This is a genomic window from Scopulibacillus darangshiensis (genome assembly GCF_004341035.1).
GTDB classification, from domain to species: Bacteria; Bacillota; Bacilli; order Bacillales; family Sporolactobacillaceae; genus Scopulibacillus; species Scopulibacillus darangshiensis.
The window spans coordinates 45,003-69,612 of sequence record NZ_SLXK01000010.1 but is presented as its reverse complement, the minus strand read 5'-3'; the positions used below and the strand labels follow the sequence as shown (position 1 = coordinate 69,612).

Sequence of the window (24,610 nt, the reverse complement as noted above, 5' to 3'; positions counted from 1 at the left end):
AGAAATGATCATGCTATAAAACGGCATTAAACATAGAAATGCTACGGCTAAAAGCAATAAATAAACTACAATTCGTCCAAAAGATATCCCTTTTCCCCTTAAAATAATAAACAACCCCTTCCCAGCTCTTTCACTTCATCATTCTCTTAATCTTTTTTTCTAGCTTGCGATTTAAGAGAAACAATGGAGAATATTAGGATAATAATGAATATGGCATAGGCAATCGCCGCACTGTAACCATAGTTAAAATTCTTAAAAGCGGTTTCATAAAGGTACATGACCATCGTCATCGTCGAGTTTTCCGGTCCATCCCCTATCATTAGAGGAGCATCGAACAATTGCAGGCCGCCTATAATAGATGTGATCATAGTGAAAAGCAAAACAGGTCTTAAGAGTGGCAGCATGATTTTGAAAATGACTTGCAGCCGATTGGCGCCATCGACCTCAGCCGCCTCATAAAGTTCTTGCGGAATTGATTGAAGGCCAGCGATAAAAACGAGCATGTTAAAGCCAAAATATTGCCACATAATAACCGTTGCAACTATAATTCTTGATAACCATGGGCTGTTAAGCCAGTAGATCGGCTGGTCGATGATGCCAAGACTGACGAGCAAATGGTTAACACTGCCTGTCTGCCAATCAAACATTAGGCTAAATAGGACACCAAGAGTGACAGGTGTTACAATATTCGGGAAATAATAAACAGCTCTGAAAAAGTTCTTTCCGCGAAGAAACTTTTCATTGAGAATAATGGCTAATACCAAGGCAAGGATCAGTTGGGGCACTATTGAGAAAATCCAAATGATCATGGTATTAAGAATCGATTTAAAAAATAGCGTATCCCCTAACAATCTCTTATAGTTGGCAAAACCGACAAACACGGGGTCTGTAAACCCGTCCCAACTTGTAAAACTCAAGTAGAGTGAATATAGAATCGGCGCCAATCCAAATATCAAAAAGATGATAAAAAACGGGGTCACGAAGTAAAATCCGAATCGTGATCGATCAAGAGCCGTTTTCAAACGCTCACCGCCTTTAAATATTTTTTTGCCTTAAGATTTAATCCTGCGCCGCACCATTGTCTAGCAAATGGTAGAGCGGCGTACAACCAATTCTGGTTTTAATAAGTGTTTCATAGGATCTGCGCTGTCTTGTTTTTCAATGCGCTTGAACAACTCTTTCGCAGCGACAACGCCCATCTCAGCAAAAGGCTGCCTGATTGTCGTTAAAGAAGGATAAACCCATTTCGCTACAGGTATATCATCAAAGCCTGTAACCGCGATATCAACAGGTGTCTGCAAACCCATTTCCTGCACTGCCTTGATAGCTCCAATCGCTGTTTCATCATTCGAAGCGGCAACAGCGGTAAAACCGCCAATACTCAAGAGTTTTTGCATTGCCGTATGCCCTGTTTCATTCGTCCAATTAGAATCTACAATGAATTCAGGCCTGATTTTTAATCCGAGCTGTGCCATTGTTGATTTATAGCTTTGCAGCCTTGTCTCAGTTGCAGCTGCTCCTTTAGGGCCAGATATGTAGGCAATTTCCCGATGGTTATTCTCGTGCAAGTGCCTAACAGCCTCCGATATCCCAAAGGAATTATCAATATCTATGGCACAAACCGATTCCGTCAACTGAGAGTCACCGATTAAAACGATCGGATAGTCGGATTCGGCTATCATATTTAATAACGGCTTGTCCCTCTTTTTAAAGCTTATTAAAATTAACCCATCCACCTGGCCTTCATGGAGAAGATCCAGGAACCCTTCCTCATGGTTTGAATTGGAAGACCAACTGTAGAAGACGCAGTTGAACTTTTTTTCCTTCGCTATTTGCTCTATCCCTCTTAAAATGTTTGTATTAAAAACGTTTGTAATTTCCTCAACTACAACACCAATAGTCAGCGTCTTGCTCATGACCAAGCGTCTCGCATGGATGTTTCGATGATAATTTAAATCCTTTATGACCTTTTCAATGGCTTCTTGAGTCTTTTTCTTTACTGCTTGTCCATTTAAATATCTTGAAACGGTACTTTTTGATGTGTTAGCCAGTTTCGCGATATCCCTAATCGTAGAGCTCATCATTTTCCCTCCGACAAAAAATTAAATATTTTGGGACCGTTCCTATTTTATTTTGGGACCGGTCCCAAAATTAGATTCCGAGTCAACTTCGTGAATCAAATTATAAACATTGGTAAATATTCTGTCAATATGATAATTAAAAATATTGCCGATCTTTCTTTTCCCTCTTAGGTAGCTGTTCATCTGTTTGGATTGGTTATAGTGGCTGCAAAATCATTTTTTATTTTTTGTTTTAGAAAAATAGTGTAAACGCCCCACATCCATAGAAAACAAATGAAAGATGCGAAGAAAAAAATGATCAATCCTGGGATTTTGGAAAATGCGTAACTGACAGCGACGGTCATAGCGATTAATAATGCGGTCCTTCTGGGAAAAGACAAACTGAACAGAAAACTGTATTTAAGATAATCTAACAGTTTAAATTTAAAGTGCACATATACAGGGAAAAAATAGATGCATGTCCCTATAAATAAATAGATTAAAATTATTGCAACAATTTTTCCGATCGATTGGATGAAGCTTCCATTGAACACGAAATAATTGATGTCAACGTAAAGGACATACCCTATCATTGTAAGCAGGAGTCCTAGCATGTTTACTTTAAAAAATTCCTTTTTATAAACCATCCAAAATGAATGGAATATGGGAAGATCACTTTGGCCGATTAACCACTTTCTTACAACGTAGAACATTCCTGCTGTTGCCGGAAAGATACCAAAAACAACGAGCCCGGGAATTAGGAATAGCAACCAAAGCAATTGTATGTATGCAAAGTTGCCTATCCAAACCGTTACATTGTAAATCGTGCCGCCTATCGTTTTGGAACTCATCTTTTCACCTCTTTTCTGGTTCTGGTCTTAGTTCAAGATTCGACAAAAAAATGTCGAATCCCTTTAAATTAGTTTTTTATCAACCGCCATCCAAAAAAAATCGTCCAGAGAAATGGTATGGCTGATGTGATGGGAAGCAGAAAAATCCCGATCGACGGAAATATAAGAGTGAAAAGAATGCCAATCACACCGAGCCAGCCTCCGTAAAAACCTAATAACCCCATCCACTTTGGACCTTCACCAGTATTTTGAAGATGGCTGCTAAGAAGTGACACGCCAAGCCAAGTAAGCACAACAGCAATATAGCCGCTTAAGAGTCCAAAGGAAAACAAAGCCTTCCAGACGAGAAAGACCGTGTTCTCGGTAAATGGATCAGCCCTTGCCGCCAGCAAAGGCAGTGCCGTTAATTCCGCGCACAAAACCAATACCCATATTGCCACAGATACACTAAAAAGCCGTCCGGCGCTGCGTGATGCAGCTGTTGGCCGAGTTAACCTTAGTTCCCCGGCTGACAGTCCGAACAGCCACAAAAAGACCGCCACCAGCATGAGGATGTGATCCGACATCCACATGGCAGGATCATGCTGGATCTCGGCTATTGCTCGAAGCCCATTCCACGGATCAATTGTAAGGGGATGGAGCACTGTTGAAATTAGTGTTAAGACAGCCCCGGCCAAAATAATATAACCGATCATTTTTATAGAAAAGTCTTTCTCTTTCATCCCTTATACCCATCCTTCTGAAACCTATGTGTCAATAAAAGAGTGGACAGGATAAACGGATTGTATACCCGCACAGACGTTCATCTATAGGGACGTTTGTTCCGAGAAAATCATTAAGAAGTCCCTTAATAAGGGATGCCTAGTTGTGTTAGACTTCAAAAGACCGATGAGTTAATAATTAAACTATACAGTTCTAAAGAATGATGAAAAATCATGATTAGGGGGAACGATATGTCTGATCAAATAACGAAACACCTAGAGTCACATGTAAAGTTGAATTTATTTGATGATCATTTTAATCAGAATCCTTATCCAACATTTAGCGATCTGAGAAAAGACGAACCCGTCTATCAGACAATCATGCCTGATGGCCAGCAGGCCTGGATTATCACTCGCTATGAAGACGCTGCCCTTGCCTTGAAGGAGCCCCGCTTTGTTAAGGATCCCGAGAATGCCGGACACGAGATTGCGGCCGATTCGCCTCTGAACCCGAAGAACAACATTCTAGCGAAACATATGTTAATTTCCGACCCGCCCGATCACAGGCGGTTGCGCAGCCTCGTTCAGCAGGCTTTTACACCTCGGAAAATCGAAGGGCTGCGGGGGCGAATTGAAGAGATCACGAATGATTTGTTAGACGGGATGGAAGATAAAGACCAAATCGATTTAATCCAATCGCTTGCGTTTCCGCTACCCATTATTGTGATCTGTGAAATGCTTGGCGTGCCAAAGGAGGACCATGATAAGTTCCGACGCTGGTCCAATCGTATCGTGGAAACTGTTAACAACGCTGAGCGAGCGAAAGAAGTTAAGGGAGACATTGAAGCTTTTGTAGGTTATTTGCGGGATTGGATCGATAAGCGACGTCAAGACCCGCGAGAGGATATGATCAGTGATTTAATCTTGGCAGAACAAGAAGGTGACAAGCTCACCGAACAGGAGCTCTATTCACTGGTCTTTCTCCTTTTGATTGCCGGTCACGAGACAACGGTTAATTTAATCGGCAACGGGGTACTCGCATTGCTGCAACATCCCGAACAGAAAAGGCTGCTGCAAAATCATCCCGAATTAATAAAAAATGCCATCGAGGAACTGCTTCGGTATGACGGGCCAGTTATGTTCAGCACAAGCCGGTGGGCAAGTGAAGATATTGATTTTATAGGAAAGACAATCTCTAAAGGCGATCTTGTCCTGATTGCCCTTGATTCTGCCAATCGCGATCCGGAACACTTCCCTGAACCGGATAAATTAGACTTGAATCGTGAGCCCAATCGCCACCTTGCATTCGGAAAGGGGATCCATTTTTGTCTTGGTGCCCCGCTTGCCCGTCTTGAAGCAGAGCTCGCTATTAATACACTGCTAAGAAGAGTGCCGAATCTTGCACTCGCATGTAAGCCTGATGCGTTAACATGGCGTCCAGGGATGTTAATGAGGGGTTTGGACAAATTACCTGTTACTTGGCGCCGTTTTGATTGATACATTTAAAGCCCGTGCTCATTTTTGCAGATCACGGGCATGTTCATTTATTATCTAATCCAGCTCCCGATCAACATTCAATATACCTTGAAGCATAACGTTTCCCGCTTTTTCAATATCATCTAGGGTGCTATATTCTTCAGGGCAATGACTCTTGCCATCAATACTTTTTACAAAAAGCATTGCCGATTTGCAAACCTCTGTCATGTAACCCGCATCATGCCTTGCCATGCTCGTTACTGTCAGATAAGGTTCGCTTAATTCCTCGGCGGTCTTTTGTAAGATGTGAACAATTCCAGCATCCATGGCGACAGGTTTTTGATCTTGAATAACTTCCTGATCGATAGTTACTCTACGTTTTTCAGATACTTCCTCACAATAATCCTGTATGCTTTCAATCATCTTTTGAACACTGCTTTCAGTTTCTCCTCTTATTTCAAAGGTAAATTCGACTTTACCAGGCACGATGTTGACAGCATTAGGTGCTACGCTTAATCTCCCTACCGTTGCGACAAGGTCAGTTGGGTCGGCATTGCCGAGTCTCTCAATCGCTAAAATGATTTCAGCGGCCGCTGTCAGCGCGTCATTTCTATCCGCCATCATCGTTGTTCCTGAATGATTGGCCTCACCTGTGACAGTAACTGTATTCCTATATATCCCCACCATGTTATCCACCACAGCTGCGGAGATATTCTTGTCCTCCAACCGCTTGCCCTGTTCTATATGAAGTTCGATGAATGCTTTTTTATCTTTTCTTAAATAGTTCATAGATGCATAACGATCGATTCCGCCATCAACACTTTTAAGGGCATCAGCAAGGCGCAAACCATTGGAATCAGATACACCCTTTATAAAACCAGGTGATAAACGGCCGGCAAAAGAGCGGCTTCCGAATGTTGATATATTGAAATCATTTGACTCTTCCGCTGTAAAGGATACAATGTCGACATCATGGTCAAGTGAGATTTTATTATCAATAATGGTTCGGATGATTTCTTTAGCCATAAGCGTACCAAGCGCCCCATCGTATTTCCCGCCGTTTGGAACGGTATCCAGGTGAGAACCGATCACGATGCTCCCAGATTTCTTCCCGCTTCCTTTTAAACTCCCCCAAATGTTCCCTGCTCCATCAATCGAGACTTCCAGTCCGAGATAGCGCAGTTCTTTAATGAATAATTTCCTTACTCCAAGATCCGGCTCGGAAAAACTGGGCCTTGTAATGCCGCCCTCTGGATCCTCTCCAAAACGCGCATATTTATCAAGATCTTTATTGAGTCGGTCGATGTTAATTTGTATAGTCCCAATCACTTCTTATCGATGCCTCCTAATTAAATGGACTTTTGCCCACTGGTTCATCCGTTTTGGCATATGAACCATCTGTATATTGGTTATTGGCCCGGAATTTATATGCAACAAGAATAATAACAAGGCTGACAAAACTCATCAGGATTTCCGGTCGCGTATCAGGCAGCCATAACATTGCAATCAAAACCGCTAACATACAAAAAATTGTAAAGTAAGTGAGGTAAGGAAATAACCACATCTTTAATTTCAATTTTTCAGGTGCTTCCTGTTCAAGCTTGCGACGCAGCTTAATTTCTGAATATGCAATAATCAGATAATAAAATAAAGAGATTGCCCCTGCAGAATTTATTAGAAATAAGAAAACGGTTTCAGGAAAAAAGTAGTTTAAAATAACAGCAACATAACCAAAGGTAGTTCCCGCAAGGATCGCCCAGACCGGGACACCGCGTTTGGTCGTTTTCAAGAAGATTGGCGGTGCATCACCGTGCCTGGTGAGCGCAAACAGCATTCTGGAGGTAATGTAAAGACATGAGTTAAGCGAGCTAAGAACAGCTGTAAGAATCACTATTTTCATGATTGCAGCTGCAACAGGAATGCCCAATTCATTAAGTGCCATAGCAAACGGGCTTTTAATAGCAACCCCGGCAAAATCAATATTCCACGGAACAATACATACTATTAAGAAGACGGAAACGACATAAAAGAAAAACACCCTATACATCACTTGATTTGTTGCCTTTGCTGCATTCTTTTCAGGATTATCTGATTCTGCAGCGGCAATTGTTGCAATTTCTGCCCCGCCAATCGAGAAAAGGACTGTTACGGTGCCGATTAAAGCCGCCCCCACCCCTTTAGGAAAGAAGCCTCCGTCGCTATATATCATTGAAAGACCGGGTGAATCACCGGGCCACAATCCTATTAAAAATAAAACACCAACGGCAATAAAAGCAATAATTGCCACTATTTTTATAGATGCAAACCAAAACTCGGCCTCACCATATGACCCGACTGAATAAAGATTAGTCAAAGTAAGCAGGACGATCAATGACAAACACAACAACCAAGAAGGTATATTTAGATAGTTTACTAATATACCAGCACCTGCAACAGCCTCTATAGCAAGGACGATGATCCACATGTACCAATAGAGCCAGCCAACTGTGAAACCGGCCCAGTTTCCTAATGCCTTTCTGGCATAATCAGAGATTGAACCGGTTGACGGCTCTGCAACCGCCATTTCTCCTATCATACGCATGATCAAAACCATAAGACCCCCGGCAAGAATATAACTAAGCACGGCTGCCGGCCCCGTTGCATTGATAACGGCGCCGCTGCCCACGAAGAGCCCGGCCCCAATAATACCGCCAAGTGCGATCATCGTCACATGGCGAGTCTTCAAGCTTTGTTTTAGCTTGTGCTGTGTGCCTATTTCTTGTTTATGGTCATTTGTCACGATTTCACCTTCCTATCGCTTTTTTTCCGATAACGGATATAGATGTCACTTTAAATGACTGCTGGGATGGTTTAATAAAAAAAATCTCCAAATGGAATTATGTACAGACGCCATTGATCGCCATTTTGACATCGTGCTCCACGGAGATTTTATAGTAGTAGAAGATCAATATACAAGACATTGTTGCTTAATAAATGTTTTCACGTCATCTTTTGAATAAGACTACTCATCGCCTTTAACGTTGTAAGAAGGGGCCCGTTCCGGTTCAAGCGCCCTAACCCTATAATCTTCTGCTTGCGGACCATAAATTTCCCATAATTGTTTAAGGTCGCGAAGAGGATCATCACTGTAATCTATACGAAGATCAACGTAAGGAAAATTGTCATAGGTGTAAACAATCAGGCCTATGGAATGCTCTTGATCTAGTTCCCCTCCCATCATAAATCCAACCTCAATAGCTGAAATCAGACGTTCTGGCAAAGATAAATTCCCATTGTCTATGAAATGCTCTCCCATTGCCTCCGGTATCGTTGCGTCACTTAATAGATTGCCAATGGAGACAACATTATCTGAACAATATTCACCGTGGACACCCAATGCCTGTTCCCCGGTGAAAACATCCGATTTGCCTTTGCCGTCTACGACTGCCAATTGCCGATATTCTGGAAAAGGAGTGGCATTCGTCATTGACCTTATAGCTCCCTTAGCATCATAACCTTGCTCTAGGGCAGAGTAGCCAACACTTGCTAATCTCGGGTCAGTCACATTTTGCGAGAGGATGACACCGGACTTCCCCTTGACGCTTAGACAGCGCGCCCCGACAGCCGGGCTGCTGGATGTAACAATCGCTCCTAAAGACCCTGTTGACGAACAGCGTCCCGCTACTGAAAATGTGCTCGTTACATTCATTTAAATTCCTCCACTTTATTAGTCATTGATCCGGTTGCTGACAATTGCTTCAACATCAATTTCCATCAGCATTTCCGGCATAGCCAAGCCATTTACAACCAAACCCGTGCTGCATGGATAGACACCGCGAAAATGCTCTGCTATTACGGCATATGCGCTGCTGCGATAGGAGCGGTCAGTTAAATACACCGTCATTTTACAAATATCGTTCACGGAACCCCCGGCTTCTTCAAGCAACTGTTTGACACACCTGCAGGCCATGTCGGTTTGTTTCGCGACATCTCCTTTCCCATGAAAGTTGCCTTCAAGATCAAAACCTGTTTGTCCTCTTAGGAATATCCGGTTACCAGCCCGGACCGCCATGCTAAGCTCGTTTTTTATATGATGCTCCGCTTCGCCCAAATCGGATGGATAAAAATTCTTAGTCTCAAATTTCCGAAATCTTTTAATTTGCATTGGTAAATGCCTCCTATTTTACATATCAAATTTTAAGGTGAACGTCTGCCCTATATTGGCCAGCCTAAGAGCTGTTCAGCTTGCTTTTTCTCCCCTTGCATCAAACAGCTGCGGATTCTGCTAGAAGAAATAATCTTGCCTGACTGACATCGTATAGGGTCCAAAACATGGACTTCAAAATGCTTTCGTAAAGTATTTAAATCACCGTCCCGGTTACTTCCAAATCGAAAATCGGAGCCTTCCCAAATTTCTAACGGGTTCAAATGCGAGAGTTCGTCAAGAAAGGCATGCGTGCCTATTGTGGCAAAGTTAGTGTCAAATGGTGCAATGACAACATGATCCGCGCCGAGTAACCTTAGTCTTCTGATCTTTTCTGGAAGGGGTGACAGAAGTATTGAGTGTTGAAAATAGACCTTTGGCGGAGGATCGAATGTATATACCACTAAAGGCACCCCGAATTCATTTGCCCTTCTTTTTGCATGATGGATTAATGATTGGTGACCCAAGTGAACACCATCCAGCGCTCCGATAGTAAGTATCGATGAGGGAAGACTCAAACTTTCTACAGAATGCACTTGCACATCGACCACTCCTTATCCGTTAACAACCTCCTGTGTAAGCTTCGCCGCCTTGCGTACCTTCTCCCGAACCTGTTCGAGATCAAAACTATTGTATGCTGCTAAGTATTGAGCGAATGGCGGGCTTTGAGCAAAAAGTTCAAAGGTGATCTTATGTCCTGCATAAGATGAATTAAGTAAGTCGCGGGCGAAGTATAGCAGTTTGGTCCGGTCTTCGGAACGCCATCCCCCAACTGAATAATACTTGTCTATATAGTCTTTGACTTTCGGATCCGCCACCGTCTCTGCATCCGGGCTAATTGCCAGCTGACCGCCGACCAATTCGCGGGTTAGATGGGCCATCGCCGGGAAGTTTGACAGAGCATAGATACGCCCTGTATACAATAGCGATTGGTTTGGCATCATTAAACCGCCTGGGCTCTTCTCGGCCTCAGCCACGGCTGCCGTTAAATGAGCGTTAATCCCCTCACGGTAGCTAATTAACTGGGCAAGTTTCTCCTTTACAGCCGGGATTTTTGTCAGGCCAGTCTGCTCAACATTCAATAAAGCTGTCCCTATCAATAGATCCGCCCGTCTTAGAAGGCGCAAAACATAATTAAATGCAGAGTAGCGATGCAGTGTGTTGCGAATGTACTGCGCTGATTCGATGGACCGATGAAACAGCACATTTTCCCACGGGATTAGGACATCATCAAAGACAAGAAGTGTATCCAGTTCATCAAATTGTGTGGACATTGGATAATTTTCTGGATCTCTTCCTTTACCTAAAGAAGAACGGCAAATGTGCTTTAATCCAGGAGACCCCATATCACAGATGAATCCGCAGGCGAAGGGATCCATCTTTTCATTCGTCCAATTTGAGATCGTCGGCTTAACAAATGCTTGGTGGGCGTAAGCCGCAGCTGTTTCAAATTTAGCCCCTCGCACAACGATCCCTTTGTCATTTTCGGAGGCGACGTGAAGCAGTGTTCCCCCGTCTTTGCCTTCGATAAGTTTACTGCGATCACCCTTAGGGTCGGTGTTGGCCGATACATGGAATAAATCCCTCCTCGCGACCCGGTCAACATGATGTCTGATGTTATCCGCGTAAGTTGGATCAATCTCGTTTAATTTATCTTGAGCATCGTAGAGGGACCACATCTCACCGATTGTTTCATCCCCCACCCTGTAGACAACCCCGCCTAAATCATCCAACACTGTCTCGACATAACGCCTGATAGCAGTCAGATCTTCCTTTTTTTTCGGCAATTGGTAGGCGCGGCAGATTGCGTCACCATCTGGCAATGTGGCGGTGCATACGTCAGCGTAGCGCTCCTCATGGCTCATATCATACATACGGGCCTTGACATCAATAATTGGTTTAAAAGCCGGATGGTCTGCTACATTCCTAACCTTCTCACCATCAATGTAAACCTCACGTCCATCGTTCAATGATTGGCGGTATTCTTGGCCAGTCATAAGTGTCATGTTGTTTCCTCCTTATCCGATTGGTTGGAATCGATCAAATTTTGCCTCCAGCACTATCGATCAAATAGCGTCCAAGACGCTTGGCATTTGCGGTATGCTGGAGAATCACTTGTTTGGCCTCTTTGACATCTCCCGCTTCAAAAGCTTCTGTCAGCGCAATGTGATCCCGAGCTAGAAGTGCAAGCTCTTTCTGAGCCATCTCGTCGCCTGCTTCAAGCGCCGCACGCAAGGCACTTGACATCACGGCTTCAGCTGTGACTCGGCGGTAAGCATCGAGCAATGTCGGGTTCTTGGTTACTGCAACTGTATAATCGTGAAATGCCGTATTCGCCTCTATGTAGAGGTCCGTTTTCGGGTTCTCGTTTGCCTGAAACAAAGTTGCCTGCAGACGCTTTTGCAACTCCGTCAGTTCTTTGTCTGAAAGCCGGTTTGCTGTTTGTTCGACTGCCGCGACTTCCAAAGCACATCGGGTATCCAAGGCATCATTAAGCGTTCCCGCATCTAAAGGTGTGACGATGTAATGGTCCTCTTCTTCCCGATTTACTAGGCCTTCTGTTTCCAATCGCGTCATCGCGTAATAGACGGCTTGACGGGGCACATCAAGCTGGTAAGCAAGTTCCTCGAGGTCTAACATTTGATCCGCCTTAAAATCACGCGTCAAGATTAACTTGCGAATCTGCCTATAAACCCTCTCGTCATTCGCCTCTTTAAAGTGACCAAACTTGCCTCGGAAATAAGTCAGCGGCATGCCCTTTTCAACCCGTGCGTTTTGCACCTCGGCTAGAAAGACAGAATGGGTGCCGCCTGTCACTTCCTCTACAACACGGCACTCGAGATTCGCTAGGACATCCTTCAACAACGGCTCCCCAAGTTCCCCATATGAGATCGGTGTATCTTTGAACTTATCTGTATTTGGCTTGGCAAACTGCAATGCCAAGTCGCCTTGATCTTCATGAAGGATGTTTACACCGAAGGTCTTTGAAGCCGAAATCGCTTGGCATGTGCCTGTCTTTTTATTAGCGCATACAAGCAGCATCGGCGGATCAACAGAAAGGGATGTGACCGCACTGGCAGTAATCCCAAAGTTATTTTCATTCTGCCTTGTAGTGATGACCGTCACACCGCTGGCAAAATGACCAATAACATCCCTGAACAAATCACTGTCGACTAGGCGATGTCCGTTGGAACTTGCTTTTGCCGTGTCGGTTTTCATAAAGATCTCTCCTCTCATCATTAATTAATTTAGGAATGTGTCCTTTATTATTCCCTTAATAGGATCTTACACAATAACAAAATGTATGTCAATACTAAATTTTTAGATAATTGGCCTAAGCGTTTATTTAATCGATTGGCACACCAGATCCATGTGTATGTTCACTTTTGCCGCCTTCTTCCGTTTTTTCTTGTACTGGCAAACGGTTAATTTTAATATTGAAATAACCGTAAATGATAGCTACGATTGAACTGATATAGCAAAAGAATGCATACGGAGCGTAATCGACAGGAGAAACACCAAGGACTGAGGCCATGAAAATACCGCCTGTCGTCCAAGGAATCAAGTTGGCCATGACCGTTCCGCAATCTTCCAGTGTGCGGCCGAGCAGTTTTGGGTGCAGCCCCCGTTTCTTGTATTCATCCAAATACAAGCGCCCCGGGATAATTACGGACATAAATTGGTCACACCCTACCGCATTAGAGGTATAACACGTCACAGCGGTAGCAGCGATTAAGCTTCCTGTCCGTTTTATTCGGCGAAGCAGCCCCCCGAGGATAGCCTCCATAATTTTTGCCTTTTCAAGAGTCGCCCCAAATGATAAAGCAATTATAATGAGGGTAATCACATAAGCCATATCTTGAATGCCGCCTTGGTTTAAAAGTTGATCAGTAATGTCATTGCCAGTTTTGGCTGTGAACCCTTCGTTCATAGAAGTTATAACATCACCCAGTGGGACACCTTGGATGAAAACAGCGCAGAATACACCGATAATAACTCCGATCATCAAGCCAGGGATAGCCGGTATCTTAAGTATGAATATTAAAACAATAAAAAGTAATGGAAGCAGCAACCACGGTGATATAATAAATTGTTCGGAAAGTGTTTGTTTAATGATGTCAACCTGTGACAAATCTGAACCTGCCCCACTAAATTTAAACCCAAGAACTGTATATATAATAAGAGAAATGATAATTGTAGGGATCGTTGTGTTCATAAGATTTCGGATATGCTCAAATAAATCGACGCGCACGACTGCAGATGTAAAATTGGTCACATCTGATAACGGACTGCACTTATCGCCAAAATAGACGCCGGAGATAACCGAACCGGCAACCATTGGTAACGGAAGCCCCAAACCTTCTCCAATTGCCATAAGTGCAACGCCGATTGTGCCGGCTGCAAACCATGAATTTCCGGCCATGCTGACGATAATAGAAATAACACAGGCCGTCAGCAAGTAATAAGTCGGCGACAATATCTCGAGTCCGTAATAGATCATTGAAGGAACAATACCGCCTGCCATCCACACCCCGATAAAGCTCCCTATTATTATCAATATAAGGATAGCCTTCAGTGATACACTGATTGTCCTAACCATGCTCTCTTCTATCGATTTCCATGAATGGCCAAGTGTTAGAGCAACAATCACCGCGACGACAGTACTTAATAACAGTGGAACGTGGGGAGCGGTCCCGTAAACACCAATCCCAATCACAAGGGAAATAGCCATAAACACAATTGGTATCAAAGCCAGCCAAATAGGCGGAATTCCCCCCTCTTGCCGTCCTCTTTCCTGATTCACTCGCTTCACTCCCTGATTAGTTTAAGTCACACATGAGAGAGATGATTCATGCTGAAAACTACTCCAAATTGATCCAGACACTTTTAACTTCCGTGTAATTATCTAAGGCATAAGACCCCATATCGCGGCCGAATCCGGATTCTTTGAAACCGCCGAATGGTGAGGCGGGATCAAGTGCATCATAACAGTTCACCCATACTGTTCCAGCTTTAAGACGATTGGCAGCATAATGAGCATTCTTGAGATTTTCTGTCCACAAACCCGCTCCCAAGCCATAAGGGGATTTGTTCGCCCTCTCGATGACTTCATCCAAACTATCGTAGGGCATCACAACAACCACCGGGCCAAAAATTTCTTCCCGGGCGATTTGCATCCCATCATTCACATTCGTAAAAACGGTTGGCTCGACAAAATAACCCTTTTCAGAGTAACCTCCTCCTGTTAACATTTCCGCTCCCTCGTCATTGCCTATATTAATGTAATTCATAACACGATCCTTCTGCACTTTTGAGACAAGCGGCCCCATCTCCGTCTCTTCATCTAATCCATTGCCTTGCTTCACATTTTTTGCATAGGAAACAAGTTCAGAAACGACGTGATCAAAATGCTTTTTCTGTACATAGACTCTTGATCCAGCGCTGCAAATCTCACCTTGATTCGCCATTATGCCCGAAAACACTCCGGGAGCCGCATTAGATAAATCAGCGTCTGGGAGAATGATATTTGGTGACTTTCCTCCAAGCTCAAGCGATACCCGTTTCATCGTATTCGCCGCTTCTTTCATAATTTGTTTCCCAACTGCAGTGGACCCGGTAAAGGCAATTTTATTAACCTCCGGATGTTTCACTAGCGCATCGCCCGCTGTTTTTCCAAAACCCGTAATTATATTGACAACACCCTTAGGAAATCCCGCTTCTTCAACCAGTTTTGCAAAGTAAAGAGCGGACAACGGGGTTTGTTCTGCAGGTTTCAGGACCACAGTACAACCCGCAGCTAAAGCTGGCGCCGCCTTCCAAGACACCATATTTATCGGAAAATTCCAGGGGATAATTTGACCAACGACGCCTACCGGTTCATGGCGAGTATAGTTGAAAAAATGTCCGGAGACCGGTATCGTCTGGCCCGTCATCTTGGTTGTCCAGCCGGCATAATACCGAAACATGTCAATGGTAAGAGGAATATCAGCCATACGCATTTCTGTGATCGGTTTGCCATTATCAAGCGTATCCAGCTGGGCCAGCTCTTCTTTATGTTCTTCGATTAGATCAGCTAGCTTGTACAATAATCGTCCTCTTTCCGCCGCATCCATCTTCGGCCAAGGACCGTCATCGAAAGCTTTTCTTGCTGCATTAACCGCCTTATTAACATCCTCGTCAATTGCCTCACTAACAGTTGCCAAAACTTCACCGTTCACAGGGTTATAGGTTTTGAATGTTCTGCCTGAAACCGATTCGACAAATTCACCGTTAATATACAAACCTTTCTTGCTGGTTAAAAACTCAGTCACCTTAGGTTGCAGGCCCAATGTTTGTTCCGCCAATAGTAGCCCTCCATTCAAAATAAAGGTTGCACGGCAGAAAGCAAATATGCCTTCCGCCTGCATATTTATTCCAGTTTGTTTTCAAAGGCTGTAACAGCATCATCTATGATATTAATAATCTCCTCTACATCTTCCTTTTTGGTGATAAGCGGAGGAGCGATCGCAACAATATTTTTCCCTTCTTCAAAATCGGCTGTTCTCAAGATAAGTTTACGTTTATAACACTCTTCAGCAACGATAGCAGCAGCCCGGATTGATTTGTCAAAGGGTAGGTCCGCATCACGGTCTGCCTGCAATTCAAAGGCTGATATTAAGCCAAGCGCCCTGGATTTTGCGACATTGGCATGATTGTCTTCTAAGTATTTAAAGCCCTTCTTCAGTTCTTTTTCCATGTTCTTCGCATTTTCAACTATTTTGTCACGCTCAATAATTTCAAGGTTTTTCAAACCTACAGCACAAGCGGTGGGATGACCGCTATAGGTAAAGCCATGGCCCAAAATTTGATCATATTGAACCAGCGTATTTCTAATTTCTTCACTCATTAAGACGCCGCCCAGTTGAGAGTATCCGCTTGTAATCCCTTTGGCTACGCTCATGAGATCAGGTACAATATCCCAATTATCTGAACCGAATATTTTTCCGGTACGGCCAAAACCACAAATCACTTCGTCCATAATAAAGAGAATATCATTCTCCTCGCATAGATCTTTCACCGCTTTTAGGTAACCGTCCGGCGCAATATGAATGCCGCCTGCCCCTTGAACAGGCTCCATAATAACTGCAGCTATTGCTTCAGATCCTTCCTTTTCAATGGTATCGCGGATGCACCCTTCGTAATTTGGATCGCTCTTATCCCCTAGCTCACAATTCGTTAAATGGGCTTTTGCATTTAAAATGTCGATATCCCTTGAGCCTGCAAAGTTGTGAAAGGCATCAATGCCTGTTGCCGTTCCGGCTGCGACGGTCGCACCATGGTAGCTATTTGTAATAGAGATGATTTTTTTCTTCCCTTTTCGGCCTTTCAAGTGCCAATAAAATCTTGCTAGTTTGAAAGCCGTGTCGTTCGATTCCGAACCGCCTGATGTAAAATAAATAGCACTTAAATCACCCGGAGCAATGGAAACTACCTTTTCTGCCAAGCGAATGGCGGGTTCATTTGAATAGCCATAAAATGATGAGCCATAAGCAAGTGTCGTCATTTGTTCATACGCCGCATCAGCAAGTTCCTTCTGACCATGCCCTAAATTAACATTCCAAAGCATGGAAACCCCATCAATATAGGTATCCCCTTTGGCATCCTTTACCCTGATGCCGTTTCCTTCCGTAAAAATGATCTTAGGACCGTTGTCACTAAATGTTTTCGGAACAGTCGTTGGGTGAAGATAATACTTTTTATCCCATTCACCTAATTGATCAATCCCGGAAACTTGTTGAGAAAGATTAGCCACCATAAAACCTCCTAGTGTGATATAATTAGGGATAATATCCTTAATTATTCCCTATTTGGATTTTACGAAATTGTTTGATTATTGTCAAGACTAAATTAAGATAGAAAACCGCCATTATAAAGACGCCTATTGATTGTTCACATAAAATAGTTTTTAGGTTACACCGTTTTTTCTTCAAAAAATTTTTTATTTATCTTAAAATGGCTATGGAGGCGAGGAAAATGATCGATCACATTTCTAAATTAACCGAAAAGATTTATCCAACATTAATTGAATGGCGGCGTGATTTTCACAAACATGCAGAATCCGGGTGGGCAGAATTTCGGACAGCAAGCATTGTCGCATCAAAACTTTCTTCCTGGGGTTATGATGTCCGCACAGGGATGGATGTTATTGATACAGATGCACGAATGGGAGTTCCTGACAAGGAGTTCCTTGAACAACAAGAAAAACGCGCCCTGTCACAAGGCGCTGATCCGGAATGGCTGAGACATTTTTCCGGGGGGTTTACCGGTGTTGTTGCAATACTTGATACAGGTCAACCTGGACCGACCATTGGGTTCCGTGTTGACATGGACGCTTTGGATATACAAGAATCATCCTCAAAAGATCACCTTCCCGCTAGAGAAGGCTTCGCATCAATGAATACTAATATGATGCACGCCTGTGGTCATGATGCACACACATCGATTGGTTTGGGTGTTGCTTACGTCTTATCCCAAATCAAGTCACGGCTCAAAGGAAGAATCAAGCTTATTTTCCAGCCTGCTGAAGAAGGCGTCCGCGGGGCAAAATCCATGGTAGAAAAGGGAGTTGTTGACGATGTCGATCTTTTTATAGCCACTCATATTGGATTGGATGCTGACCTCGGAGAACTTATTTGCGGTAATTTAGGACATCTTGCCACAACGAAATTCGACGTCACATATACTGGAAAATCGGCCCATGCAGGCGCAAATCCAGAAGACGGGAAAAACGCCCTTCTCGCCGCCGCGGCAGCAGCCTTAAATATGCATGCTATTTCCCGCCATAGTGAGGGTCAGTCAAGAGTCAATGTAGGGGTTTTGCATGCAGGAAGCGGCCGGAATATTATCCCTGGGCAAGCACACTTAAAAGCAGAAACCCGAGGGACAACAACTGAAATTAACCAACATATGTATCAAAAGGCTGTAAAAATAGTCAAAGCGGCGGCTAGTATGTATGAGATTGATGCCAGTATAGATATTGTGGGTGGCGCAGAAAGCTGTGAGCCAAGCGAGGAATTACTCGGCTTTATTCGTCAACAGGCTGATAACATCACAGAGATTCATTCGGTCAAAGCAACAACGGGTTCTCCAGGTTCTGAGGACGCGACCTATATGATGTCACGTGTTCAAGAAAAAGGCGGTTTATCTGCATATATAGTATTTGGTACCAAACTTGCTGCGGGGCATCATAATGAGAGGTTTGATTTTGATGAACAGGTCATGTCTATTGCTGTTAAAACACTTACCCTTTGCGCATGTCATGCCGATAAAGCATAAATTAGATTTTTCTGAAATATAAGCGGAGGTTACTATGAAAGCAAAACTGGGAATTGTCGGACCAAAGGATTCTGTTAATTTTATATATCGTATTGCCGAGGAATATGACAACATTTATCCCGTTCAGCTTATGTATCATGACCCGGAAGAAATAACCAATATTGTCCAAAAGAATGAGCGGGTTATCGATATCTGGGTCTTTTCGGGATTAACACCATATACTTTAGCCAAGAAAAATGGCTTACATAAACTTTCTTTCTATTTGGAGCTTGATGGATCTAGTTTAACAAAGACACTCATGGAAATCGGCTATAAGGACCGCAAAAACATTCAAAGAATTAGTTTAGATATGCTCGAAGAACACGATGTTTATGAAACATATGATGATCTTGGCATCCCTTATGAAAAACTTTATCTATATGAATACCAAGGGTACACCCCATTCGAAGAAATTGTCGCTTTTCATCAAAACTTATTTAAAGACAACAAAGTTGATGTATGTGTCACATGCCTACGTTATGTTTATGAACAATTAGAGTCTTTAAGCGTGCCTGTGTATCGCGTGACACCGACAAGGGTCAATATCCGAGAGACATTGAAAGCGGCATACCAACAGTGGGAAACACAACAATTCAAACAATCGCAAATTGCGGTGATGCTGATTAGAACGGGTGATGCAAAAAAGATAGACAGCAACAAATCGTTTTCGTATGATTTACACAGGTTGGATTTAGAATTACAGAACGCCATTGTCGATTACGCGGAATCTATTTCCGGTTCTTATGTGTCTCTTGGAATTGGCAATTCAATTGTGTTTTCTACCAGGGGGTCTTTGGAAGGAAGCGGACAGCAGGGATTAACTCTCTTGGAAAAGCTCTCCTTAATTTCCGATTTACCTTCCAATATAGGCATTGGCTATGGAGAGACTTCTTTGGCCGCTGAAGAAAGCGCCCGCCTTGCTTTATACCATGCACAAAAATATGGGGAATTTAGCGCTTTCCTCGTTGACAATAACGGAACCATTGAAGGTCCGCTAAAGGAACAACAAAGTATTGCATATGGCTATCGAAATGAAAACAAAGAAATCAGTGATCGTTTAAAACAGGCTGGGGTGACCATAACAACTTTCAACAAGATACTATCTGTTCAAACCGGTGTAGGAAATCACGCGATAACAGCATCGGATGTTGCTGAATGGCTTAAAATGACCCCGAGGCATGCCCGCCGAATTCTAAATAGTTTGGCGGAACAGGAACTCGCGGAAATCATAGGTGAAGATGCTCCAACATCAAGGGGCAGACCCAGAAGAATATATCGTGTTGGTACCGATCTCTAAACTGCGCTATTATTGTCTGCGAGCAAAAAATTGGCATCTGTCATGGATAGATAGGTAAACTGTTTCATATGGAGACTTATTTTCATAAGATCTTCGCCTGAAAAGGAGTGAACGGAAATGCCTAAAGAAAACACTTCAAAGGAATTAAAAGATATCCCATTTTCCGTCTTGGATCTCGCACCCATTATAGAAGGCGGAACGGCTGCTGAATCGTTCCGCTATAGTTTGCAGTTAGCTCAAAAGGCTGAGGAATGGGGATTCAACCGTTACTGGGTCGCAGAGCACCATAGTATGCCAGGGATTGCTAGTTCTGCTACATCGGTCGTGATCGGTTATATCGCTTCGGGGACGGAAAATATTCGTGTCGGCTCTGGCGGGATTATGCTGCCGAACCATCCGCCGTTAGTTATAGCTGAACAGTTTGGCTCGCTGGAATCGATGTATCCCGGCCGGATTGACCTTGGTCTTGGCCGCGCGCCAGGAACGGACCATATTACCTCCAGGGCTTTACGCCGGGATGTTAAGGTTAATGGCGAGAATTTTCCCGAACAGGTCGCCGAACTGCGAGGCTATCTCGATCCCTCATTAGAGCCTTATCAACTGAATGTTCATGCTGTACCAGGTGAAGGCTTGACGATTCCAATATGGTTATTAGGGTCAAGCGGTTTTAGTGCGCGATTAGCTGGAGAACTCGGTTTGCCATTTTCTTTTGCCAGTCATTTTGCTGCCGAAAACACTTTGCCTGCTTTAGACATTTATCGGACTCACTTCCAGCCTTCCCAGGTACTCGATGAGCCCTATGTCATGCTCGGTGCCAACGTGATTATCGCTGATAGCGAAGAAAAGGCGAATATGCTCGCAACATCACAGCAGCAGCAATTCCTTAGTCTCGTTCGAGGAAAACCCGGCCGTCTGCAGCCACCGGTTGATGACATTAATGCCCTAATGACTGATTATGAAAGACTGGCTATAAAAGATAAGCTAAATTCATCAATGGTGGGAACGCCAAGTCTGGTGAAAGAAAAACTTCAAAGCTTTCTTGATGACACGGGGGCCGATGAAATCATTGTTAACTCGCAAATCTTTGATCATCATGATCGGCTTCGGTCTTACGAACTTCTTGCCGGGATAATAAAGGAATAGAAATGAAGGAGCCTGGCCTGGGATTAAAGTCCCGGGCCAGGCCTCTTTTAAAACCTAACGAGAATACAAGCGGTATTTATCGCTCAGCGTATCACCGTTGCCATAAACGTAGGCTGTTGAATCAGATCCATCTGAGTTGTTGTCATATTTCCATTCCAGCCTTAATCCCATATATCCGCCAGCTCCATAAGTTGACCCATTCTTCTTTTCGATGAACTTCGAGAAGCTCTTCCATGTCTTAGGGCCGACGATCCCGTCAGGAACAAGGCCATTGGCTTCTTGATACTTCATCACAGCCTGCCTTGTTTTTGGTCCAAAAATACCATCCGGATCGGTTATACCTGTCTCAGTATAAAAAGACATGACATTAAGAATGTACTGGAGATTCTTAATTTCCGTCCCGGATTCCCCTTGATATAGCATGGTATTTTTATCCCAATGCTCCGGATGATGAAAACCGCCAGCAGCAGAAGCTGCCGATGACGACGCAAACACGAAAACCAAAGTCAAAGAGAAAATGGATATTAACCATTTCTTACTCATGACTTCGCCTCCTTTTTTCGAGTTTTTACTGTCACCTACTTTTACCCCTTAGCTTGAACAAGTAAACTGGTATAAATGAGCTATTTTACATTAAGTCTTTTCCAAACTATTGATTAAGTCAAAACCTCGTCATCTCCCGGCGGAATTCGTCAATGGCGGGGAGGCTATCGACTATCTCATATTTAATGCCCAGCTTGTCTAATATTGGGGTCAATACCCATGCCGTCTGTTCGTCCTCAAACAGCATGTCACCAGGAATAATTTCAAGGCTTTCGACCATTTGAATAAAAGATGCCTGCAGCCTCAATTCATATTGTTCCGGATGAAGCAGATCGTGGCCGAAAATCAATCCGTGCTCATGATCTGCAGCAACTGTAAGATGGGGATAATATGGACGTTCGCCTTCGTTTTCCTGGATCGGTTCCGGTGAATAAAAGGATGCGAATTCTATTGTGGCATTTACCTTTTTAAAATCCTTTTTCAGCTTTTTTAATTTGAATTCCGATTCAACCATGAGAGCGGGTTCTTGGGCTTGTAACTCTTCCTTTTCTATTGTCGGACGGATGGCTCCCTCTTCCCAATCGATCCCATGCTTCGTTTCAACATAGTAGCGGTAAAAAAGCGTCTCGAAATTAAATTCAGGAATTTGCCCAGGATTTTCTTTGACCATTTCCGCAACATGGCAGATTTGTTCCAGTATTGCTGTTAAACAAATCACTTCCCCATCATCAAGACTCCATGGAAAATAGCCGGGAATTAAACTGCGGAGCATTGGCCATTGTTTTTTCCCCCGAAAGCTTAAACCTAAGGTCTTAATAAGTTCATAATCTTCCGGTTCAAGCTCGCCACGGTCACATAACGACAGATGGAGAGCGTCTTGTTTTAACACAATGTCAAAATAGTCTCCCGGACCTTCCAGTGTTTTTAGTAAGGACTTTAACCCGTTATCGCCCCGGTAAACGGCTAAGCCAAACTCCTCACCCGCCCCTCCCATGATCGAACAGTAAACTAAGTCATCCATCTCAGGGATATTCAGAACAATAATTTGATCACTAGACAACCAATTCCAAGGCTTTAGATTCTTAAATCGGGTCACTTGGTCGAATAATTGGAACCAGTGTTCTTCATTATCCGCACTGATTTCCTCCCAGTCCTTTTCATTTTCAAAACCTTGCAGGTTATCATTAATCTCCTTGGTTAATATCTTGCTGTCAACCTCCGGAAGCACTAATTCACCCGACAGCAGCTCACCCCTGCTGTCCTCTTCGGGCGCTATTCTCATTGCTTTTATACAGCGCGGATAGCTTGTCCCTTTTTCCGGTTGTAAAATTTTTTCAAGTAAGATCTCATGCTGCCAATCATCGCCAAAGTCGTAGACATACAAGCATTTGTCCTTTTCTTTTTCAAAATAGTCGCCAATCATTTGCTCCCTTTCATCAAGCGGCGGAGGACCAAAGTCATCCTCATGAGGCATGCCAATCGTCAATTGTTGGTTTGAAAAAATTGATATTTGTTGAGACTCTTGATCAACCCGCCGGTCATCAGATCTGTCAAACATAAATTCATGCAGATGATAGTCATACCAGTCAAAGGCGATTTGGATAATGTTATGCAGCTTAGCGAACGTGAAGTTACTGTCGACTTGTATCCTCCGCCATACAGGCGGTTTCATATGCTTCAGTGTTATTTTCATTTGATAGATCATCAATTTGCGCTCCTTAGATGCTTGACTTATTGGTATTTTTCTGAGTATAACATAAATGAAACACCCGGGAACACAAAAGATTGTCCCTATCATGCCGGGACAGTCTTTTGCTAATATTCATGTGGGATATGCGTCCTCATTTTAAATATAAGTCCATTGTCCTTAAAGTTTAAAAGCTTTCTCATACACAGCAAACTTTTCTAACATTTCTCGATTCACCTCAAACCCAATCCCCGGTTTGTCCGGCACTTGGATGATGCCGCCTGTCATAGTGACTTCAGGTTCGATGATGTCCTCATCCCAATAACGGCTGGATGGGGCTGTGTCCCCAGGCAGGGTAAATTGATCAAGGGTGGTGACAGCGATATTATGAGCGCGGCCGACGCCTGCTTCCTGCATGCCACCGCACCAGACCGGCATGCCGACTTGTTTGCAGTAGTCATTGATTTTCTTGGCTTCGGTTAAACCGCCGACCCGGCCTATCTTGATATTAATGATTTTGCAGCTGCCGAGTGAATGTGACCGCATGGCATCTTTTACAGAGTGGATGCTTTCATCCAAACAAATGGGTGTCCGAATCTCTTTTTGCAGGACAGCATGGTCGACGATATCGTCATGATCAAGCGGCTGTTCAATCATCATGAGGTTCAGATCATCCAACTGTTTCAAATGATCGATATCCTTTAGTGTATAGGCAGAATTAGCGTCAGCCATCATTGGAATATCGGGATAGACCTCTCTTACCTCTCTTAGAACACCAACATCTTTTCCCGGCTTGATTTTAATCTTGAACTTTCGGAAGCCCTGAGTAAGGAATCCCTCAATTTGGTTTAAAAGCGCTTTTGTTGTGTCTTGGATGCCGATGCTGATGCCGACCTGAATTTCCTTTTTTTTGCCGCCAAGGGCTTGTGACAATGGCATCCTGTTATTTTTTGCAAATAAATCCCATATGGCTGTCTCAATCGTTGCCTTGGCCATATTGTTGCGGCGGATCGGCGAGAAGCGTTCACTAATCTCGTCAGGATGCCCAATCGTTTGCCCTAAAATGTCAGGTATCAGCAAATCCTCCAAGATATGCTGATTTGTTTTAACGGTCTCTTCATTATACAAAGGCAGATCCGAAGCAACCGATTCACCCCAGCCAATGTTCCCGTTCTCATCAATGACTTCAAGAAGACAAAATGTTTTATCCTGCATCGTTTCAAAACTCGTTGCGAATGGGTTTTTTAACCTCATCTGCAGTTTCCTCAAGACGACTTCCTTAACTTTTACAGCATTTCCGGTCATACTCTTCCCT

Annotated in this window: 21 protein-coding genes; 4 read left to right on the top strand and 17 right to left on the bottom strand. The window is 43.6% G+C overall.

All coding sequences use genetic code 11. The annotated features are described in order from the left end of the window. Positions 1-146 precede the first annotated feature (146 nt). The 4 genes from EV207_RS08945 to EV207_RS08930 form a co-directional block, all read right to left on the bottom strand. Positions 147-1,022, bottom strand: a complete 876-nt coding sequence (locus EV207_RS08945) for a carbohydrate ABC transporter permease (protein WP_207902937.1) — start codon at positions 1,020-1,022, stop codon at positions 147-149. 60 nt (positions 1,023-1,082) lie between these two features. Beyond that, positions 1,083-2,084 (bottom strand): LacI family DNA-binding transcriptional regulator, encoded by a 1,002-nt coding sequence (locus tag EV207_RS08940; protein WP_132745808.1) that lies wholly within the window; start codon positions 2,082-2,084, stop codon positions 1,083-1,085. A gap of 176 nt (positions 2,085-2,260) precedes the next feature. Then, a complete protein-coding gene (locus EV207_RS08935; protein WP_132745807.1) occupies positions 2,261-2,911 on the bottom strand; it encodes a YesL family protein in 651 nt (216 codons plus the stop codon). Between the two features lie 68 nt (positions 2,912-2,979). Continuing rightward, positions 2,980-3,633 carry a hypothetical protein gene (locus tag EV207_RS08930; protein ID WP_132745806.1) on the bottom strand — a complete coding sequence of 218 codons (654 nt, stop codon included), beginning with the start codon at positions 3,631-3,633 and terminating at the stop codon, positions 2,980-2,982. 231 nt (positions 3,634-3,864) lie between these two features. On the opposite strand from EV207_RS08930, the gene EV207_RS08925 reads away from it, so the two are divergent. Beyond that, positions 3,865-5,109 (top strand): cytochrome P450 family protein, encoded by a 1,245-nt coding sequence (locus EV207_RS08925; protein ID WP_132745805.1) that lies wholly within the window; start codon positions 3,865-3,867, stop codon positions 5,107-5,109. Between the two features lie 54 nt (positions 5,110-5,163). Here EV207_RS08925 and EV207_RS08920 read toward each other — a convergent pair whose 3' ends face one another. From EV207_RS08920 to EV207_RS08875, 10 genes are all read right to left on the bottom strand, one after another. Beyond that, positions 5,164-6,417 (bottom strand): Zn-dependent hydrolase, encoded by a 1,254-nt coding sequence (locus EV207_RS08920; protein WP_243647001.1) that lies wholly within the window; start codon positions 6,415-6,417, stop codon positions 5,164-5,166. Between the two features lie 16 nt (positions 6,418-6,433). Then, positions 6,434-7,867, bottom strand: a complete 1,434-nt coding sequence (locus EV207_RS08915; protein WP_243647000.1) for an amino acid permease — start codon at positions 7,865-7,867, stop codon at positions 6,434-6,436. A gap of 222 nt (positions 7,868-8,089) precedes the next feature. Further along, positions 8,090-8,776, bottom strand: coding sequence for a DUF1028 domain-containing protein (locus EV207_RS08910; protein ID WP_132745804.1), 687 nt, complete (start codon positions 8,774-8,776; stop codon positions 8,090-8,092). An 18-nt stretch (positions 8,777-8,794) separates the two neighbouring features. Further along, entirely contained in the window at positions 8,795-9,232 is a 438-nt protein-coding gene (locus tag EV207_RS08905) for a RidA family protein (RefSeq protein WP_132745803.1), read from the bottom strand. A 50-nt stretch (positions 9,233-9,282) separates the two neighbouring features. Next, positions 9,283-9,813 carry an FAD synthetase family protein gene (locus EV207_RS08900; RefSeq protein ID WP_132745802.1) on the bottom strand — a complete coding sequence of 177 codons (531 nt, stop codon included), beginning with the start codon at positions 9,811-9,813 and terminating at the stop codon, positions 9,283-9,285. 12 nt (positions 9,814-9,825) lie between these two features. Continuing rightward, the gene (locus EV207_RS08895; RefSeq protein ID WP_132745801.1) at positions 9,826-11,277 is read right to left on the bottom strand and encodes a 4-hydroxyphenylacetate 3-hydroxylase family protein; all 1,452 of its coding nucleotides are present in this window, start codon (positions 11,275-11,277) and stop codon (positions 9,826-9,828) included. 34 nt (positions 11,278-11,311) lie between these two features. After that, positions 11,312-12,490: a flavin reductase gene (locus EV207_RS08890; RefSeq protein ID WP_132745800.1), complete on the bottom strand. Its 1,179-nt coding sequence runs from the start codon at positions 12,488-12,490 to the stop codon at positions 11,312-11,314. Positions 12,491-12,617: 127 nt separating this feature from the next. Then, on the bottom strand, positions 12,618-14,075 hold the full coding sequence (gene nhaC, locus EV207_RS08885) for a Na+/H+ antiporter NhaC (RefSeq protein WP_132745799.1): 1,458 nt from the start codon (positions 14,073-14,075) through the stop codon (positions 12,618-12,620). Between the two features lie 58 nt (positions 14,076-14,133). Continuing rightward, positions 14,134-15,615 (bottom strand): aldehyde dehydrogenase family protein, encoded by a 1,482-nt coding sequence (locus tag EV207_RS08880; RefSeq protein ID WP_132745798.1) that lies wholly within the window; start codon positions 15,613-15,615, stop codon positions 14,134-14,136. Positions 15,616-15,680: 65 nt separating this feature from the next. Next, on the bottom strand, positions 15,681-17,066 hold the full coding sequence (locus EV207_RS08875; protein ID WP_132745797.1) for an aminotransferase family protein: 1,386 nt from the start codon (positions 17,064-17,066) through the stop codon (positions 15,681-15,683). Positions 17,067-17,284: 218 nt separating this feature from the next. On the opposite strand from EV207_RS08875, the gene EV207_RS08870 reads away from it, so the two are divergent. The 3 genes from EV207_RS08870 to EV207_RS08860 all read left to right on the top strand — a co-directional run bounded on the left by EV207_RS08870 (position 17,285) and on the right by EV207_RS08860 (position 21,065). Continuing rightward, positions 17,285-18,586: an amidohydrolase gene (locus EV207_RS08870; protein ID WP_132745796.1), complete on the top strand. Its 1,302-nt coding sequence runs from the start codon at positions 17,285-17,287 to the stop codon at positions 18,584-18,586. 34 nt (positions 18,587-18,620) lie between these two features. Continuing rightward, positions 18,621-19,922, top strand: a complete 1,302-nt coding sequence (locus EV207_RS08865) for a helix-turn-helix domain-containing protein (protein WP_132745795.1) — start codon at positions 18,621-18,623, stop codon at positions 19,920-19,922. A gap of 117 nt (positions 19,923-20,039) precedes the next feature. Then, on the top strand, positions 20,040-21,065 hold the full coding sequence (locus EV207_RS08860) for an LLM class flavin-dependent oxidoreductase (protein WP_132745794.1): 1,026 nt from the start codon (positions 20,040-20,042) through the stop codon (positions 21,063-21,065). A 54-nt stretch (positions 21,066-21,119) separates the two neighbouring features. Here the strand turns inward: EV207_RS08860 and EV207_RS08855 are convergent, their stop codons facing one another. The 3 genes from EV207_RS08855 to menC all read right to left on the bottom strand — a co-directional run bounded on the left by EV207_RS08855 (position 21,120) and on the right by menC (position 24,600). After that, positions 21,120-21,608, bottom strand: a complete 489-nt coding sequence (locus EV207_RS08855) for a peptidoglycan-binding domain-containing protein (RefSeq protein WP_132745793.1) — start codon at positions 21,606-21,608, stop codon at positions 21,120-21,122. Positions 21,609-21,726: 118 nt separating this feature from the next. Continuing rightward, positions 21,727-23,313 (bottom strand): plasmid pRiA4b ORF-3 family protein, encoded by a 1,587-nt coding sequence (locus EV207_RS08850; RefSeq protein ID WP_165886882.1) that lies wholly within the window; start codon positions 23,311-23,313, stop codon positions 21,727-21,729. Positions 23,314-23,475: 162 nt separating this feature from the next. Next, a complete protein-coding gene (gene menC / locus EV207_RS08845) occupies positions 23,476-24,600 on the bottom strand; it encodes an o-succinylbenzoate synthase (RefSeq protein ID WP_132745791.1) in 1,125 nt (374 codons plus the stop codon). Positions 24,601-24,610 lie beyond the last annotated feature (10 nt).